15 protein-coding genes and 1 pseudogene are annotated in these 16254 nt (G+C 65.2%); 4 read left to right on the top strand and 12 right to left on the bottom strand.

Annotated features, from left to right (window positions below):
• Positions 1 to 158: 158 nt before the first annotated feature.
• On the top strand, positions 159 to 1037 hold the full coding sequence (locus tag GEU84_RS15765; protein ID WP_152827843.1) for an NAD(P)-dependent oxidoreductase: 879 nt from the start codon (positions 159 to 161) through the stop codon (positions 1035 to 1037).
• Here the strand turns inward: GEU84_RS15765 and GEU84_RS15760 are convergent.
• The 6 genes from GEU84_RS15760 to GEU84_RS15735 are packed head-to-tail and all read right to left on the bottom strand — an operon-like array spanning position 1029 to position 7995.
• Positions 1029 to 1934, bottom strand: a complete 906-nt coding sequence (locus GEU84_RS15760; protein WP_152827841.1) for a DMT family transporter — start codon at positions 1932 to 1934, stop codon at positions 1029 to 1031. The two genes, GEU84_RS15765 and GEU84_RS15760, sit on opposite strands and share 9 nt — an antisense overlap.
• On the bottom strand, positions 1931 to 4147 hold the full coding sequence (locus GEU84_RS15755) for a molybdopterin cofactor-binding domain-containing protein (protein WP_152827839.1): 2217 nt from the start codon (positions 4145 to 4147) through the stop codon (positions 1931 to 1933). Before GEU84_RS15755 ends, GEU84_RS15760 begins: the two co-directional genes overlap by 4 nt.
• A 3-nt stretch (positions 4148 to 4150) precedes the next feature.
• Positions 4151 to 5170 carry an amidohydrolase family protein gene (locus tag GEU84_RS15750; protein ID WP_152827837.1) on the bottom strand — a complete coding sequence of 340 codons (1020 nt, stop codon included), beginning with the start codon at positions 5168 to 5170 and terminating at the stop codon, positions 4151 to 4153.
• Positions 5171 to 5197: 27 nt separating this feature from the next.
• Complete coding sequence (locus tag GEU84_RS15745; protein WP_152827835.1) at positions 5198 to 5869, bottom strand: 4-carboxy-4-hydroxy-2-oxoadipate aldolase/oxaloacetate decarboxylase; 672 nt, start codon at positions 5867 to 5869, stop codon at positions 5198 to 5200.
• An 18-nt stretch (positions 5870 to 5887) separates the two neighbouring features.
• Complete coding sequence (locus GEU84_RS15740) at positions 5888 to 6883, bottom strand: CobW family GTP-binding protein (protein WP_152827833.1); 996 nt, start codon at positions 6881 to 6883, stop codon at positions 5888 to 5890.
• A gap of 2 nt (positions 6884 to 6885) precedes the next feature.
• Positions 6886 to 7995, bottom strand: coding sequence for an alcohol dehydrogenase catalytic domain-containing protein (locus GEU84_RS15735; RefSeq protein WP_174539921.1), 1110 nt, complete (start codon positions 7993 to 7995; stop codon positions 6886 to 6888).
• A 127-nt stretch (positions 7996 to 8122) separates the two neighbouring features.
• Here GEU84_RS15735 and GEU84_RS15730 point away from each other — a divergent pair, with 127 nt between their 5' ends.
• On the top strand, positions 8123 to 8422 hold the full coding sequence (locus tag GEU84_RS15730) for a hypothetical protein (protein ID WP_152827831.1): 300 nt from the start codon (positions 8123 to 8125) through the stop codon (positions 8420 to 8422).
• Between the two features lie 137 nt (positions 8423 to 8559).
• On the opposite strand, the gene GEU84_RS15725 is transcribed toward GEU84_RS15730, so the two are convergent.
• The 6 genes from GEU84_RS15725 to GEU84_RS15700 form a co-directional block, all read right to left on the bottom strand.
• The gene (locus GEU84_RS15725; RefSeq protein WP_174539920.1) at positions 8560 to 9825 is read right to left on the bottom strand and encodes a surface lipoprotein assembly modifier; all 1266 of its coding nucleotides are present in this window, start codon (positions 9823 to 9825) and stop codon (positions 8560 to 8562) included.
• 31 nt (positions 9826 to 9856) lie between these two features.
• Positions 9857 to 10495, bottom strand: a complete 639-nt coding sequence (locus GEU84_RS15720) for a hypothetical protein (RefSeq protein ID WP_152827827.1) — start codon at positions 10493 to 10495, stop codon at positions 9857 to 9859.
• Between the two features lie 145 nt (positions 10496 to 10640).
• On the bottom strand, positions 10641 to 11291 hold the full coding sequence (locus tag GEU84_RS15715) for a response regulator transcription factor (protein ID WP_152827825.1): 651 nt from the start codon (positions 11289 to 11291) through the stop codon (positions 10641 to 10643).
• Between the two features lie 13 nt (positions 11292 to 11304).
• Positions 11305 to 13446, bottom strand: a complete 2142-nt coding sequence (locus tag GEU84_RS15710) for an ATP-binding protein (protein ID WP_152827823.1) — start codon at positions 13444 to 13446, stop codon at positions 11305 to 11307.
• 418 nt (positions 13447 to 13864) lie between these two features.
• Positions 13865 to 14812 carry a tripartite tricarboxylate transporter permease gene (locus GEU84_RS15705; RefSeq protein ID WP_338144819.1) on the bottom strand — a complete coding sequence of 316 codons (948 nt, stop codon included), beginning with the start codon at positions 14810 to 14812 and terminating at the stop codon, positions 13865 to 13867.
• Positions 14763 to 14942: a PrpF domain-containing protein gene (locus GEU84_RS15700; protein WP_241427732.1), complete on the bottom strand. Its 180-nt coding sequence runs from the start codon at positions 14940 to 14942 to the stop codon at positions 14763 to 14765. Before GEU84_RS15700 ends, GEU84_RS15705 begins: the two co-directional genes overlap by 50 nt.
• 131 nt (positions 14943 to 15073) lie before the next feature.
• On the opposite strand from GEU84_RS15700, the gene GEU84_RS15695 reads away from it, so the two are divergent.
• Together GEU84_RS15695 and GEU84_RS15690 are read left to right on the top strand one after the other, a co-directional pair.
• A complete protein-coding gene (locus GEU84_RS15695; RefSeq protein ID WP_152827819.1) occupies positions 15074 to 15979 on the top strand; it encodes a LysR family transcriptional regulator in 906 nt (301 codons plus the stop codon).
• A 25-nt stretch (positions 15980 to 16004) separates the two neighbouring features.
• Positions 16005 to 16254 (top strand): annotated as a pseudogene (locus GEU84_RS15690) (hypothetical protein); the annotation flags it as partial.

Genomic DNA, 16254 nt, shown 5'->3' with positions numbered 1-16254 from the left:
CATACGGTTCGCCGTTCCGCATGAAAGAAATGTCGCGCAGTTTCCGCTGATTGGGCGATGCCGGTTCCGCCATGCCGAATGCCCGAAAATCAGCTTTTGACTGCACCGCGCCGCGCGTCAGCTTTGTGGTGTCAAGCACTTGAGCAGGAGGGTAAAAGATGAAAGTCGGCTTTGTAGGGGTAGGTGCCATGGGTCTGGCTATGGCGGGCCATGCGCTGCGCGCCGGGCACGAGGTCTGGGCAACCGATGTCAATCCGGCGCAGCGCGCGGCGGCCCGGGATGCGGGGCTGAACGTGGCCGATGATCTGGCGGGCATCGCGGCACAGGCCGAGGTGTTCATCATCGTGGTGGTCAGCGACGCGCAGTCGGAAACCGTGACACGCGGCCTGCTGGCGGCAGGGCTGGCACCGGGCAGCGTCATTGCCATATCGGCCACCAACCATCCCGATACCATGGTGCGCCTGCATGCCGAATGCGCCGCGCAGGGCGTGGGCTTTGTGGATGCGCCCGTGGTTTACGGCCTGCAAGGCGCGGTGGACGGCGACCTTGGCACCTATTGCGGTGGCAGCGCCGAAGATGTCGCGCGCCTGCGGCCCGCGCTGGAAAGCTACAGCCGGTTTGTCGAACATGTGGGTGCCATCGGGTCGGGGCAACTGGCCAAGACATGCAACAACATGATGCACTGGGCGATGTGCGTGGCCAATTACGAAGTGCTGCTGCTGGCCAAACGCTATGGCCTTGACGCGCAGAAGATGCGCGAGCTGCTGCTGAAATCGCCTGCGCGCAACACCACGCTGGAACGCTGGGACAGCACGAATTTCACCTGGCATGAAAAGGACATGGATGTGGCGCTGGAGCTTTCGCAGGCTGGGGCGCTGCCGCTGCCGTTTTTCGGGCAGGTTGATCAGATGATAAAGCTGTTGAGCCCCGCCAAGGTCAAGGCCCTGCTTTACGGCCCCGAAGCGGAGTATCTGGGGGGCCGCGTTGTGCCGCTTACGGCGGCGGAAGGCGGCTTTGGCGCGCCCGCCTCAGCCTGAGGCAATCAGGATCACGCCCAGGGTGCCAAGGCCCGCCGCCACATAGGTCGCAAGATCGGGGCGGGCCTCGGTTTTCAGGACGACCACCGACAGGAACGAGGCGATGAACACCTCAAGCGAGGCGATCATCACGATCACCGACACCCGTTCATAAAGCAGCGCCCAGAACAGCACGATCTGCCCCAGCGACATCAGCACGGCAGCGGCGATGTTCCAGCGGTCAAGATAGCGGAACACCCCCACAAGGCTGGCACGCTGCCGCGCATTCACCAGCGCCAGCGCCAGAAAGATCGCCATGCCGGTCAGCGCGCTGACCAATGTGCCAAGCGCGGGTGAGGGCAGGTCGATCAGCCCGATCTTGCGGGTGATATAGGCCCCGGCATAGGCCAGCGCCGACCCCACGCCCCAGCTGTAATCCATCAGCCGGGGCACGACGCCCGCCGTGGCCCGCCCTGCCCCCGCCCGGATCAGCAGGTAAAACGCCAGCGCCGTCACCGCCATGCCGCCTGCGGCGATGGCCGATACAGGTTCTGCCAGCACCATAGCGGCGATGGCCACGGAAAAAAACGGGTTCAGCCGCTTGGTGGCCGAGGACCGTGTGACACCCAGCTTGCGCAAAGACACATATTGAAAGCTGCGGCCCAGCACCATGGCGCAAAGCCCGGCAAAGGCAAACCACGCAAGGCCGCGCCAGCCTTGCGGCGTCATCACGCCGCTCAGATCCGGGCCCTCGATGGCAAGCCACAGCACCGCCGAGAACACGATTGTCACCAGCACCGAAAACATCACGCCCCGGTCGCCCAGTTTCATCGTGCTGCGCGAAATGCAGGCCCCGCTGGCCGCAAACAGGAATGCCGAAGTCAGGGCAAGAAGCTGGCCAAAGGTCGCATCTGTCATGGCGCATTGCCTTTGTGTTGCAACGCCTGCCACACGGCCAGCGGGGTGGCGGGCAGTTGCAGCGGTTCGGTCACACCGGCACGCGCCAGCGCGTCATCCACCGCCGATTTCAGCGCGGCCAGCGCGCCCACGGTGCCCGCCTCGCCCACGCCCTTGACGCCCAGCGGGTTGACCGGCGTGGGTGAGGGGTGGCTGGCCAGAACCAGCGGAAAGCAGTCGGTCGAGCGGAACATGCGGTAATCCATGAATGATCCGGTGAGGATCTGCTGTTCGGCATCAAATTCCATGCACTCGCCCAGCCCCTGCGCCAGCCCCTGCGCGATGCCGCCCTGCATCTGCCCTTCGACCAGCGCGGGGTTCAGCACGGTGCCAACATCCTCAACCGCCGTGTAGCGGGTGATGTTGATCGCGCCGGTGTCGGGATCAATCTCGATCTCGCAGGCATGAGCCCCATTGGGAAAGGTTGCTGCGGGGGGCGTAAAGCTGGCCCCCACCACCCATTCACCACCTTGTGCGGCGGCCAGTTCCGCAAGGGACAGGGTGGCATTGCGCGCTTCGGCACGAAACACGCCGCCGGCAAAGGTGATGGATTCGACAGGGCAATCAAGATGCCGCGCGGCAAGCTGAAGGCCGTCATCGTGCACCCTGTCCAGCGCCAGATGCAAAGCGGCACCTGCGACGGCCAGACCGGATGACCCACCGCTGCCGCGCCCGTCCACCAGGGCATCCGTATCACCATTCAGATAGGTTATCGCAGCAACTGGCACATCCAGCGCGGCGGCGGCCATGGCCACAAGGCCGGTTTCATGCCCCTGCCCGGTCGACATGACACCCGGGGCCAGCAGGATCGTGCCATCGGCGCGGAAGGTCAGCCGCGCATGGTCGGGCCGCGGGGCGCGCACCGGCCCGCCCGCCGCCTCGACACAGGTGATCACGCCCAGCCCGTGCAGCATTCCCCGGCTGGTCGCCGCCGCCGCACGCCCCGGCGCGCCCTTTACATCGGCCAGAGCGGTCAGCCTGTCGAACAGCGCGGGAAAATCGCCACTGTCAAAGCGGAAGGCCAGCGCGGTCTGATAAGGTAGCTGCGCCGCCGTCACCAGATTGCGCCGCCGCAGGGCCACACGGCTAACACCCAACTGCCGGGCGGCGGCATCGACAGCCTGTTCCAGCGCCAGTGTCGCCTCGGGCCGGCCATGGCCGCGAAACGGCGCAATCGGCGCGCGGGCCGATGTCATCCCGGTCACGGTCACATGCGAGAGCGGTATGTCATACACCCCCACCAGCCCGCCCAGATTGTTCACCAGCCCCAACGAGCGGTTCGAGGCATAGGCCCCGACATCCGCCGAGAATGCGGCCGAAAGCGCCAGAAAGCGGCCCGCCCCGTCAAGGCCAAGGGTCACGAGACCGGTCACGCCGCGCCCCTGATGATCGGCCAGAAAGGATTCTGACCGGGTGGCCAACCAGCATACGGGCTGGCCCAGCAACGTGGCCGCATGGGCCACCAGCGCCTCTTCCCGCGTCAGAAAGCCCTTCAGGCCGAACGATCCGCCCACATCACCCGCCGTCACCCGGATGCTGTCGGGCGGGCGGCGCATAAGCTGTGCCAAGGCCTTGCGCAAGGCAAAGGGGTTTTGCGTGCTGCTGCGCAGGTGCAGGCGGCCGCAGGGCAGCGTTTCGGCAAAACAGCCGCGCGGCTCCAGCGGTGCGGCATGCAGGCGCGGCACGGTGACGGGCACTGTCACCACCATGGCCGCCCCCGCCAGCGCGGCCTGCACGGCTTCGGCATTGCCCGCCCGCTTCACAAAGGCTACTTCAGACGTGAAACCAATATCCTCGGAAGTGACCATCACCGCCTCGGCGGCGTCCAGCGCCTGCGCGGCGGTGGTGGCGATGACCATGGCCAGAGGCTCGCCGATGTGGCGCAGGGTGGCATGCGCCAGCAGCGGCACCGGGCAGGCAAAAGCGGTGCCGCCGTCGTCGCGCGGCAGGCTGTCCTGCGGCAGGTCAGCCAAGGGCGCAAGATCGGCAGCCAGCAGCACGGCCCGCACACCCGGCATCGCGCGGGCCGCATCCGCATCAATCCGGGTCAGCCGGGCCGACGCCCTGTCGCCGCGCACGAAAACCGCATGCAGGCAGCCCGAGGGCAGCGCATCGGCCAGATAGGCCCCGGCCCCGGTCAGCAGGCGGTGATCTTCGCGGCGTCCGGGGGTCACGGCTTAGAGCCCGCGCGCGCGCAGCTTGGCATCCAGCCGGGGATAGATGCGGCGCACATTGCCCTCATACACCTTTGCCCGGTCGGCGGCAGACAGCGGCAGCGCATCGATATAGCGTTTCGTATCATCGAAGTTGTGGCCGGTTTCCGGGTCTATCCCTTTGACCGCGCCGAACATTTCCGAGGCGAACAGGATGTTTTCCACGTTGATGACCCGAAACAGCAGGTCAATCCCCGGCTGGTGATACACGCAGGTGTCAAAGCTGACGTTGCGCATGATGTGCTCGTTCAGATGCGGCTTGCCCAGCATGTCGGCCAGCCCGCGATAACGGCCCCAATGATAGGGCACGGCCCCGCCGCCATGCGGGATGACCAGTTGCAGGTCGGGAAAGTCGCGGAACAGATCACCCTGCAGGAACTGCATGAAGGCGGTGGTGTCGGCATTGATGTAATGCGCGCCGGTGGCGTGGAAATTGGCGTTGCACGACCCCGACACATGGATCATCGCAGGCACGTTCAGCTCGACCAGTTTTTCGAAGAACGGATACCAGGCGCGGTCGGTCAGCGGCGGGCCGTTCCAATGGCCACCCGAGGGGTCGGGGTTCAGGTTACAGCCCACAAAGCCAAGCTCCAGCACGCAGCGTTCCAGTTCGGCGATGGAATGGGCGATCGGTTGGCCCACCGATTGCGGCAGTTGGCAGACGCCGATGAAAATCTCGGGGTAAAGCGTGGTGACGCGGTGGATCAAGTCGTTGTTGATCCGCGTCCAAGCCATCGACACGGCCTCGTCGCCCTCATGATGCGCCATGGCGCTGGCCTTCGGCGAAAAGATCGTCATGTCGCAGCCCCGTTCGCGCAGGGCCATGATCTGGTTCGCCTCGAGGCTTTCGCGGATCGCATCATCACTGATAGCGGCAAGCGTCGGCATGGTGCCGCCGCTGCGAAAGGCGGCCAGCTGCGCATCGCGGAAGGTTTGCAGCTGCGACGGGGCGGTTGTGTAATGGCCGTGGCAATCAATGATCATGTTGGCTCCGTCACTGAATGGGGGCGGTCAGATATAGGTCAGGCCCTTGGCGGCCAGCGCCGGGCGCATGTCGTTCATGTCAAGGCCCAACTCGCCCGCCGCGTAGCGGGCCCTGATCCGCGCCTCGCGCGCCTCGCGCGCGGCGGAGGCTTCGGCAACCTCGGCGGCGCTGCCCTGCGGCACCACCACCACGCCATCGTCATCCGCGATGATCACATCGCCCGGATGCACAATCTGCCCGGCACAGCAGATGGGCACATTCACCGAGCCCAGCGTTTCCTTGACCGTGCCCTGCGCGGATATGCATTTCGACCAAACCGGAAATTCCATCCGCGTCAGTTCGGCCACGTCGCGGCAGCCAGCGTCGATGATCAGACCACGCACCCCGCGCGCCTTGAACAGCGTGGCCAAGAGATCGCCAAAATACCCGGCATCCGAGGCAGAGGTGGGGGCCACCACCATCACATCGCCGGGTTGGCATTGCTCGATGGCCACATGGATCATCCAGTTGTCGCAGGGCGGCACGCTCACCGTTACCGCCGTGCCCGCCAGCCGCGCCCCGGACCAGACCGGCCGCATGTAGGGGGCCATCAGGCCACTGCGGCCCTGCGCCTCGTGAATGGTGGCGACGCCATATGTCGCAAGATCTGCGACAACTTCAGAGGCCGCACGGGTGATGGACTGGACGACAACATGCATGGGTTTTCCTTTCCCCGGTCAGGCGGCGCAGGATTCAAAGGCAGATTGCAGGGCCGGGCCATCCAGATTGCGCCCGATCAGAACAAGACGGCTGAGGCGCGGGCCGGGGGGCCAGGGGCCGATGAAGGCGCCCTCCAGCATCATATGCACCGATTGCAACGCCAGCCGCCGGTCATCCCCCGCCACATGGATGATGCCCTTGCCGCGCAAAAGGTCGCGGCCATGATCGGCAAGATGCCCGGCCAGCCAGTCGCCCAGCCGGCCGGCGTCCATCACCGCCGCGCTGTGCAGCACGACGCTGGTGATGCTGCCATGGTCGTGGTCATGATCGTGGCCATCATGGTGGTGGTGGTCATGGTGGCCGTGGTGGTGATCATGCGCAGGCGGCTGGTCGGCAAGCAGCGCCGCGAGACGGTCAAGGTCAAAGCCGCCGCGCCCGAACAGCGCGTCGGGCGGCACTTCGGCGCGCACAGCCCGCAGCACCGGCGCAAAGGGATTCATCTGGCGCAGCCGGCCCTCCAGCGCCGCAAGGGCCGCAGGGCGCACAAGGTCGGTCTTGTTCAGCACGATCTGGTCTGCAAAGGCGATCTGGTCATGCACCTCGGCCTGCGCATGCAACTGGTCCAGCAGATGCAGCGCATCGACAACGGTGGTGATGCTGTCCAGCGCCAGATGCGCGCGCAAGGTTTCGTCAATCAGAAAGGTCTGCGCCACGGGGCCGGGTGCGGCAAGACCGCTGGTCTCGATAATCACGCCATCAAAGCCCGCAAGGCGCGGCAGCAGCCCGTGCAATGTGCGGATCAGATCGCCCCGCACCGTGCAGCAGAGGCAGCCGTTGTTCATCTCGATCAGGTCTTCCGCACCGCTGTCCAGCAATTCGGCGTCAATGCCCGCCGCGGCAAATTCATTCACGATCACCGCATAGCGCCTGCCCTGCGCATGGTGCAGCATATGGCCCAGCAGCGTGGTCTTGCCCGCGCCCAGAAACCCCGTGATGACCGCCACCGGAACCATGGCTATTCCCAGGGCAGCAACGAGACGTGGATGACCCCTTCGGCCCCCTTGCCACCTACGGATTTGATCGCAAGATCTGTGTCCTTCAGGCCGAAGCGGTGCGTGGTTATCAGGTCCACCGGAAATCGATCAGACGCCAGTTGCTGCAAGGCCAACTCGCACGACAGGTAGTTATGCCCCCGTGCAGCCTTTACGGTGATGTATTTGTTGGCGATCTTGCCCAGCGGGAAATTGGGGAAATCAGACATTTCGCCCTGGATAAGCAAGGTGCCGCCCTTGCGCACCAGCGCCTCGATGCCCAGCAGCACGGGGATGGTGCCCGCCCCCGCCGTGCAATCCAGCGCCACATCCACGCCGCGCCCGCCGGTGATTTCGCGGATGCGTTCCAGCGGGTCTTCTTCCGACACGTTGATGGTGTAATCCACCCCCAGATGTTTCGCCGCCGCCAGACGCGCCGTGTCTTTCGCCGTGCCGGTCATGATGATCAGCGAGGCACCGGCCTGCTTGCAGGCAATGGCCTGCGACAGCCCCTGCTGGCCCGGCCCCTGGATCAGCACGGTGGAGTTATAGCCCACCCCGCAATCCAAGAGCGCCCACTGGATGCCATTGGCCATCGGCGTCACCACACCCGCACGTTCCGCGCTGACACCATCGGGCACTTTGTGCAGCACCGCATTCCACGGCAGATACATGTATTGCGCGAAACCTCCCCAAAGGTGGGGCGCGCGCCGCGCCGAGGTATAGCCATAGCGGATGGCATCGGGGTTCTTGCGCCAGTCGGTCGCGCTGCACAGGCGGTATTCGCCCTTGTGGCACCATTCGCACTGAAAGCAGGGCACGTAGTGTTCGACGAACACCCGGTCACCTTCCTTCACGCCCTTGCGCTGCAAAAACTGCTTGCCGGCCTTTTCGATGATGCCGATGTTTTCATGTCCCATGATGACCGGATCATCGCCGGGCGGGTTGGCATAAAGCTTTACATCCGTGCCGCAGATACCGGCCACCTCCACCCGCATCAGTGCGCCATCCTGAGGCACTTCAGGCATCGGGTATTCGCGGAACTCGGTTGTGCTGGCGGCAGTGCGCACGGCGGCGAGTACTTTTTCGGTCACGATTGATCCTCCACCACTGGCTTGCCGGAAAAGGCTAGCAGGGGTCAGGTCCGCTATCAAGAACAATGTTCCATATAGGGGAACCGTATGATAAGAGTTTCCAGTCACCACGCCGCAGGAAATCACGATGAAATGGATGCGCAAACCGGGGGAACACGCCCCAGCAGTCGCGGCTTTGCGGGCCCTGCTGCGCAACCACTTTGCCCTTGGCGATGCTGCGGTGATCGTCGTGGCCCAGTTGAACTGCCAGGTGCCGGGGTGCCCACCCGTCGAAACACTGGCAACGTTCTGGGATGCAGCAGGCGAGCGGCATCGCCTGCGCTTCTTTGTGCCCGTGGCGGATGTCACGCCCGCCGATCTGCCGCCGCGCTGGTATCTGCCAGCCCTGCGCGATGACGGGATCGAGGATTGCAGTTGCTGCGGCTAGGCGATGAGACCGGGCATCGGATGGATCGGGTTTCGGCAGCGAGGTATGCTGCGGAACAGGCGCAACCGCTGCCCTCGCCCCGGCGCACATGCCCGCCGTGCGCGCGCAATCCCGGTGGCCCTGCCATCCTTCACGATTCAGAATTCGCGCGACAGATACAGACCCAGGCTGGTATTGCGAAAGGCAGCAAGGGGCAGGGTCGAGCGGCGCTGTTCGTGACGGATCTCGATCATCGGGGCATGGTTGAAAATCCGCAGATCGCGGCGCATCAGCTTCAGCGCGACCGATGTGGTGTGGTCTTCGCGGCGCAGGCCAAACAGCCCATCCGGCGCATCGCGTGCGTCGCGGCGCAGGCTGGCATCAAGGCCCACCGTCACCCCGCCCGCAAAGGCCTGCCGCAACCCCAGCGCAACCAACGCACCATCGCCCGCCTGGGCGGGTTGCCGCGCATCGGTGCGGTCGAACGACAGTTGCGCCGTCAGCGCAAGCGTCGGGCTGGCCTGATGGTGCAGGCCCAGCGACAGGCCCTGCCGCGCACCATCCAGCCCGGGTGCATCGGGATGGGTCAGCCAATCCACCTGCGCGCGGGTCGTCAGCACCGTAGCCCGCCCCAGCCTGGTCCTGGCCGCCAGCCACAGCCCGGGGCCGCGCGCATAGGGCCGGTCGGCCAACAGCCGCAAGGTGTGGTTCAGGCCCATCTCGACCGTCAGGTTCTGCCCGGCCTGCCGTTCCAGCGCCACCAGCGCGTTCAGCCGCATGTCATTGAAGCGGCGGTCAGCATAGACAAACCCGCTGCCCTGCGCGCCAAAGCGCAGCAAGGTATCATGTGAAAGCACCACCCGCCGTGTCAGACCCGCGCTGAATGACAGGCCGGTGCCCGAACGTGCCTTTGATGCCTCGTCCAGTTGAAAATCAATGCCGCCGATGGTGATGGTATCATCGGCGGTGCGCTTGCCCACGTTGCTTTGCGGCACGAGGCCAAAGGAAAGGTGCCCGGCCCAACGTTTACCACCGGCCAGCGCGGCCAGCCGTGCTTCGACATGGGCGCGGTCGGCAGGCGAAAGTTGCGCGCCGCGCAGCGCATGATAGTGAAACCGCGCCCGGTCTGCCACGCCCTGACGCAGCAGAACCTCTGCCAGCAAAAGCCGGAAGGCGGGGGTTTCAGGCGCGGCAATCACCAGCCGTTCAAGGATCGCGCGCGCCTCGTCGGGCCTTCGCGCTTCGAGCAGGGCCTGTGCCCGTGCAAATTCTGTCCGCAGCAGCGCCACCGCCTCGCCACGGTTCAGCGGTTGCTGCGCCTGCGCCGGTGCGATGGCAAGCATGAAAGCCAACAGCGCCCAAGACAGGCAATAAAGCCACGGCACCTTGATGCCGTGGCTTCGCGTCGTAAGAAATGCGCACATTCTTGGCTTATGTCTTGCTGAAATCCCGTGGTTACTGACGTTCCAGATAGAACTGGCCACCGTTGGCGATGAAATCGGTGCCTTCGCCCGGCGCATAGTCGACCGAGGCATTTGCCGCCCCGGCAAAGGCCGCGCCGCCTGCACCCAGAGCCGGGCCTTGCAGCGTCAGATCAACAGCCGCATTGGTGCCGTCAAAGCCCAGTTGCCCTTCATACAGCGCCGAAAGCGTTCCCGTTGACCCAGAGACCGGCGCCGGCAGATCGGTGCGCCGCAGTTGCGACCCTGCCGCCGTCAGCAACAGGAAGCCGTCCAGCTCGGCGGTGGTGCTGTCGCTCAGGGTTCCGGCGAAATTCTGCGCGATGCCGTCCAGCACCGAGGCGTTCCCGGCGGCATAATCCACCTCAAGCGTCACGTCGCCCAGCACGGTCACATCCTCGGTCTGCGACAGGGGGGCACCCGGAATGTTCACCTGAACCTGGCCTTCGTAATTGGCGCGCCCTGCCACGGGAAGGTCGGTGGTGGGGCCAAGCCCGATGGCGGCATCAAAACGCGCGGCAAAATCGGTCGGGTCCGGCGGATTGGGGCCCCCCGGAGTGCCGTTGCCATTGCCCAGACAGGCGCCAAGCGCCATCACTGATGAAAGTCCGATGAATAGCCGTAGTATCTGCATGTTCCTACCCTTTTTCAGTGGCACCCGCCCGAACCCGAGGGCATGGGCAAGGCGACCGCCTGCGCGCCGGAACGCGCCGTTCGGTGCCAGAACATGACCCGCCGGGGGGCAGAACGTCACTCCCCCGTTCAGGGTAGGGGCCGGGCTACGGCACATCGCCCTCTGGTGTCAGGCCCATGCGGGTGGCATGCCAAGACGCCTCGGCCCGCGACGAAATGCCGAGTTTGCGGTAGATCGCCTTGATGTGGCTGGCCACTGTCGCCTCGCCCAGCCCCAGTTGCTGCGCCACATCCACGTTGCGCAACCCCCGGCTGATGAAGCCCAGAACCTGCCGTTCGCGCGCCGTAAGGGTGAAGTCTTCGTTGGCAACGGGCCCCGTCAGGCGGAAATGCTCCATGATGCGCCGCGCGATCGAGGGTGACAGCGCAGGAATGCCGTCAGCCAATTGCGCAAGCTGGCGGATGATGCGGTCGGGCGGCTGTTCCTTCAGCAGATAGCCACTGGCCCCCACCGACAGCGCGGCAACGATGTTGGCGTCATCACCCAGCACGGTGGTGATGACGCACAAGGTCTGCGGGCAGGTGCGGCGGATATCACGCAGCAGGTCGATCCCCGAGCCGTCCGGCAGGCCGATGTCGATCAGCGCCACATCGGGCCGCATGTGGGCCAGTGCCGCATGGGCCGCCCGCACCCCGCCCACCAAAGTGGTGGCGCAGCCGGGAAAGGCCGCTGCGGCCATTGCATCAAGCCATTGCCGCGTTTCGGCGACATCCTCGACGATCAACACCTGCTGCATGCCTGTCACCCCCCTACCCCACCGAAAACGCCGCGATCAGCTGCGTGCCACGGCGGCTGCCGTTCAGGCGCAGATTGCCGTTCAGCGCCTCCAGCCGCGTGCGGATGTTGGTCAGCCCGTGGCCGTGCCCCGCAGGTGTCGCAGCCTGGGTCAGGAACCCGCGCCCGTCATCCTGCACCGACAGCTCGATCCGGCCCAGGTCGCAGCGCACGCGCACCACCACCCGGCGCGCATCGGCATGGCGGATCACGTTGCTGACCGCCTCGCGCAGGATCGACCGCAGAGTATGCACCGCGTTGGCGGTCAGCATTGTGCGCCCATCCTCATCCGCGTGCCAGTCCAGCGCAATCTGCGCGGCCTCCAGCCTCTCGGCGCATTCCACCCGCAGATCGGCCAGCGCCTCTTCCAGGCTGCGGGCATCGGCGCTGGTGTCATTGATGATGTCGCGGAAATCGGCCAGCGCATCGCGGATCATCGTATCCTTGCGGTCGGCCCCCGCGCAGTGCAGCGCCGAAAGCAGCTTGGCCCCGATGTTGTCATGCATGTCGCGCGCGATGCGGGCACGTTCCTCGGCCACGCCTGCCTCGCGCGCGTGGCGGCTTTCCAGCGCATGTGCCAGCATGGCGCAAAGCTCGCGCGCCAGCGCGGCATCGGCGCGCGAAAACAGCCGCCGCCCGCCCCGCGCATAGCCCAGCCGCACCGCCGCCACCCCGCCCACCGCAGGCAGCGCAAGGCCCAGCCCATCCTCCACGATCTGCGGCGCACTGACCGGATCACCGGCCGCAAGGTGCAACGGGTCATAGGCTGCGCGCAACAGGTCGGCCCAGCGTTGGTTCTGATCCAGATCGGGCGGGGTCAGCGCCACATCGACCACCCTTTGAAACAGCGCGTTCTGCTGCACCTCTGACGATGCATGCCGTCTGCGCAGCATGTCCCTGACCGGCAGATAGGCCAGCAGCACCACGATCAGCGCCAGGCTGAGCGCGCCCACCCGGTTCACGGCCAGCACGAAGATCAGCAGCGCATCCAGCGCAAAGATCGCAATCACCGCTGCCAGATTGTAAAGCAGCCCGAAGGCCCAGTTTTCCAGCTCGAACAGGCGATAGCGCGCCACGCTGAGTCCGATGCCCGCAAAGACGATCAGTAGCAGCACAAAGGCGTTGGCCTGACTAGTCAGTTGCTGCAACCCGAACAGGTTGGGCAGAACCACCAGCGCCACGAACGTGCCCGTGCCAAAGGCCACCGCCAGCGTGAACCAGCGCAGCGCCGCACGCGTGCCGGGGTCATGGCGCGACAGCCGGTGTTGCATCAGTGCCGCTGGCAAAAAGGCCAGCAACATCAGAAAGGCGGCCAGGTGAAACCCCGTGGGCGGCCCCGGAAACACGATCCGCAGCGTATCGGCCAGCCACCAGACCCCCATCACCAGCGGCAGGACCAGCAGCTTGCGCAGGCTGATGATCTGATGCGGATAGATGTAGAACAGGGATACCATCGCCACGCCAAAGGCAAAGGCGCCATAGTGATCCAGCGCCGCCAGCGCGCGGAAAAGGGCCGATGGCAGCGCCAGATCGCGCGTGCTGTAGACGGCAGCGGGAAAGACCATCACGGCCAGCGCCGTGCCAGCCACCGCAGTCAGTTGCGCCGCAGCATCGCGGATGCGCAGGCTCCAGACCCAAAGGCCGATCAGCATTCCCGCTGCCGAAGTGATGACCTGCAACCAGAACGCCACCGGCAATGTGGCCAGAGGACGCGATTGCGCAGGGTGCAGCATGACAAGACGTTCGCCATCAGCGATGCTGACACCCACCGTCACCGCGCCGCTGCGCAGCGCATCGTGAAACTGGCCCTGCCGCGCAAAGAACCGGCGCATGTCATCATAACTGCGCAGGGTGTCCGGCTCCTCCACAAGATCTTGCTCCGTCAGCGTCACGCCGGCGATGGCGGCTATACGGTCGCCCGGGCGCAGGCCTGCGATGGCGGCTGGCCCACCCGGGGCCACATCCAGCACAACGACATCCGTGCCACCCTGAGTGGCGGCAAGCCTCATGCCGGTCCAGGGTTGTGCCTGTGCCAGCCAGATAACCGCAGCCGCCAGCACGACCATGGTGCTGACAGCCGCCGCCATGATCGGCAAGGGTGTGAGGGCAATCTTCATGCAGGGCCTGATTGCTGTGATTTCGCGCCAGCAAACCGCTGGCCTGTGCAAACCTAGCCGAAATTTTCGGTGCGAACAGCACCCTGATCAGGGGGGCGGCATGTTGCGGAGTGTGGTCGGCACCCCCCAGGTTTCAACCCGCCGCGGCAGACCCCGGGCCCGCCGCTGACCGCATGAACTGTGCTGCGCCGCAAACCGCGCACGCCTGCTGTCGCTGCTTTTGTGGGAAAGCACCGGGGACGCAAGGCCAACGCGGTGTCATGCCCGGTTTGTTGGCGCGTGTCGCTTGCGGTAAAGCGCCTGACAAGCACCACACATCTGAAAACTCTCAGGGGTCCGGCGGCATCGTGAAACGGGGGCCGGGCTGCGCCATGCGATGCGGCCCCGCCGTTGCGGGGCCGCGCGGCTTCCTGTTCGGTCAGGCGTCCTTGAACACATCATCCCGCGACTTGCGGATCGACGGCAGCACCGCGATCAGCAGGGCAAAGGCACCAATCCCCAGCAGCGATGCTGACAGCGGCGATTGCACAAAGGTCATCATGCTGCCATCCGAGATGATCAGCGCCTGCCGCAGCTTTTCCTCCAGCAGCCGCCCCAGCACAAAGCCAAGCGCCAGGGGTGCCGCTTCGAATTGCAGCTTCCACAGGCCGAAGCCCAGCAGCCCCATCAGCCCCGCCAGCATCACTTGCGCAGGATCGTTGGAGATGGAGAACAGGCCGATGCAGCAGAACGCCACGATGGCCGGAAACAGCAGGCGGTAGGGCACTTGCAGCAGCTTTACCCACAGCCCGATCATCGGCAGGTTGATGATGACCAGCATCAGGTTGCCGATCCACATGCTGGCGACCAGACCCCAGAACAGCTCGGGGTTGCGCTCGATCACCTGGGGGCCCGGCACGATGCCCTGGATCATCATCGCACCCACCATCAGCGCCATCACCGCGTTCGGCGGCAGGCCCAGCGTCAGCAGAGGGATGAAGCTGGTCTGCGCACCGGCGTTGTTGGCCGATTCCGGGCCCGCCACTGCCTGAGAGACGCCCGTGCCAAAGTCCTGTGACCGTTTCGAGATGCGCTTTTCCACAGCATAGCTGGCAAAGGGCCCCAGGATCGCGCCATTGCCCGGCAACACGCCAAGGATCGACCCGATCCCCGTGCCGCGCAGTATCGCGCCCATGTTTTCGCGCAGCTCTTGCAGGCTGGGCCAAAGCCGCCCGATGGACGTGCGCACCACATCACGCTTTTCCGGATCGGCGATGTTCTTGAAGATTTCGCCAAAGCCGAAGATGCCCATGGCCAGCACGACAAACTCGATGCCGTCAGTCAGCATGTGCAGCCCGAAGGTCATCCGCTCGCGCCCGGTTGCCACCGCCTATCCCGTCAATCTGCAAGGGATGACCCGAGCCCATGATCTCGATCAGCAGCGCGTCCCGTTCCGCCGGATCTGCGGGCAGATCGCTGTGCAGAAAAAACGGACCCTCGGACGTGCCCCCACGCATCAGGACGCACGGAATGCGCAGCAGATCATTCATCTTCGTCTTCCCCTCCAGCGGTCGCGCCGCTGTCGAGACCTGAAATGCCGGGAAAGGACTCTGTTGTGAATTGCAAAGAATTGAAGCATTATTCCGATATGCGGAATAATTTCGAGTTTCTGGATCTCAAGGCCTTTCTGGCGGTGCTGGAACTTTCGTCGTTCCATGCGGCGGCCAAACTGCTGAACCTGTCGCCTCCGGCGCTGTCGCGGCGCATCAAGGCACTGGAAGAGGCGGTCGGCGCGCAGCTGATCGAACGCACAACCCGCAGGGTCGGACCCACGCAGGTCGGGCGCGAAATGATGCCGCTGATGCGGCGGCTGGTGGATGAATTCGAGGAATCGATCCTGTCGATTTCCGACCTGGGTGGGCGGCACCGCGCGCAGGTGCGGCTGGCCTCTGTTCCCACCGCCGCCTTTTACTTCCTGCCGCGCGTGGTGCAGGCCTTCCATGCGCGCTATCCGGAAATCCGTTTCCGGATCATGGACCTGTCAGCAAACGAAGGGCTGGACGCGGTTGCAAATGGCGAGGTGGAGTTTGGCATCAACATCACCGGGGCAACGCGCGATGACCTGATGTTTACCCCGCTGATGGAAGACCCGTTTGTTCTGGCCTGCCGTCGCGATCATGAATTTGCCGCCCGTGCGGCGCTGCCGTGGTCTGCACTGGAGGGCCATCCGCTGATCGGGGTCTCAAAGACATCCGGCAACCGTGCGGTTCTGGACCGCGCATTGGCCACCGCTGCGAAACGGCCTGACCTGAACTGGTTCTACGAGGTGAACCACCTGTCCACATCCCTGGGTCTGGTAGAGGCGGGTCTGGGCATTTCGGTCCTGCCGCAGCTAGCAACCCCCCAGCGTGAACATCCGCTGATCGCCACGGTGATTCTGCAAGACCCGGTGGTGACGCGGACCATTGGTCTGGTAGAACGGCGCGGTGCACGGTTGTCGCCAGCGGCCGCGCGGTTCCGTGACCTGCTGGTCAACGAGTGGCGCGGTTCCTAGAGCTTTGCAGCACCCCAGCCGCGCCATGCGAAAGGAAACAACGGTGCTGACGCCCGACCGCCGCATGAACATGCTGACCGCCGCCCCCTGCCCTGCCCTGCCGTCGCCGGCCGGCCACACGCCTGGCATGGCGAATTTTCTGGTGCAGTCGGGCAATGAGCAGCTGCTGCTGACGGCTGATCTGGCCTATCATCCGGTGGTCAACATCAACCGCAACTGGCGCCCCGGGCCGGACCGTGATCAGGACGCTGCGGCGCGGTCGCGGCGGCGGATCT

Origin of the sequence: Fertoeibacter niger (assembly GCF_009380135.2) — a bacterium.
Classification (GTDB): domain Bacteria; phylum Pseudomonadota; class Alphaproteobacteria; order Rhodobacterales; family Rhodobacteraceae; genus Fertoeibacter; species Fertoeibacter niger.
The sequence above is the reverse complement of the archived record's forward strand: the minus strand, read 5'-3'. Positions and strand labels throughout refer to the sequence as shown.

Coding starts and splice junctions, on each gene's coding strand:
- GEU84_RS15745 (WP_152827835.1), bottom strand. CDS start 5,869: ATGCATGTTGTCGTCCAGTCCATCACCCGTGCGGCCTCTGAAGTTGTC.
- GEU84_RS15720 (WP_152827827.1), bottom strand. CDS start 10,495: ATGCAGATACTACGGCTATTCATCGGACTTTCATCAGTGATGGCGCTT.
- GEU84_RS15750 (WP_152827837.1), bottom strand. CDS start 5,170: ATGATCATTGATTGCCACGGCCATTACACAACCGCCCCGTCGCAGCTG.
- GEU84_RS15765 (WP_152827843.1), top strand. CDS start 159: ATGAAAGTCGGCTTTGTAGGGGTAGGTGCCATGGGTCTGGCTATGGCG.
- GEU84_RS15730 (WP_152827831.1), top strand. CDS start 8,123: ATGAAATGGATGCGCAAACCGGGGGAACACGCCCCAGCAGTCGCGGCT.
- GEU84_RS15740 (WP_152827833.1), bottom strand. CDS start 6,883: ATGGTTCCGGTGGCGGTCATCACGGGGTTTCTGGGCGCGGGCAAGACC.
- GEU84_RS15715 (WP_152827825.1), bottom strand. CDS start 11,291: ATGCAGCAGGTGTTGATCGTCGAGGATGTCGCCGAAACGCGGCAATGG.
- GEU84_RS15700 (WP_241427732.1), bottom strand. CDS start 14,942: ATGCGTGGGGGCACGTCCGAGGGTCCGTTTTTTCTGCACAGCGATCTG.
- GEU84_RS15695 (WP_152827819.1), top strand. CDS start 15,074: ATGCGGAATAATTTCGAGTTTCTGGATCTCAAGGCCTTTCTGGCGGTG.
- GEU84_RS15710 (WP_152827823.1), bottom strand. CDS start 13,446: ATGAAGATTGCCCTCACACCCTTGCCGATCATGGCGGCGGCTGTCAGC.
- GEU84_RS15725 (WP_174539920.1), bottom strand. CDS start 9,825: ATGTGCGCATTTCTTACGACGCGAAGCCACGGCATCAAGGTGCCGTGG.
- GEU84_RS15760 (WP_152827841.1), bottom strand. CDS start 1,934: ATGACAGATGCGACCTTTGGCCAGCTTCTTGCCCTGACTTCGGCATTC.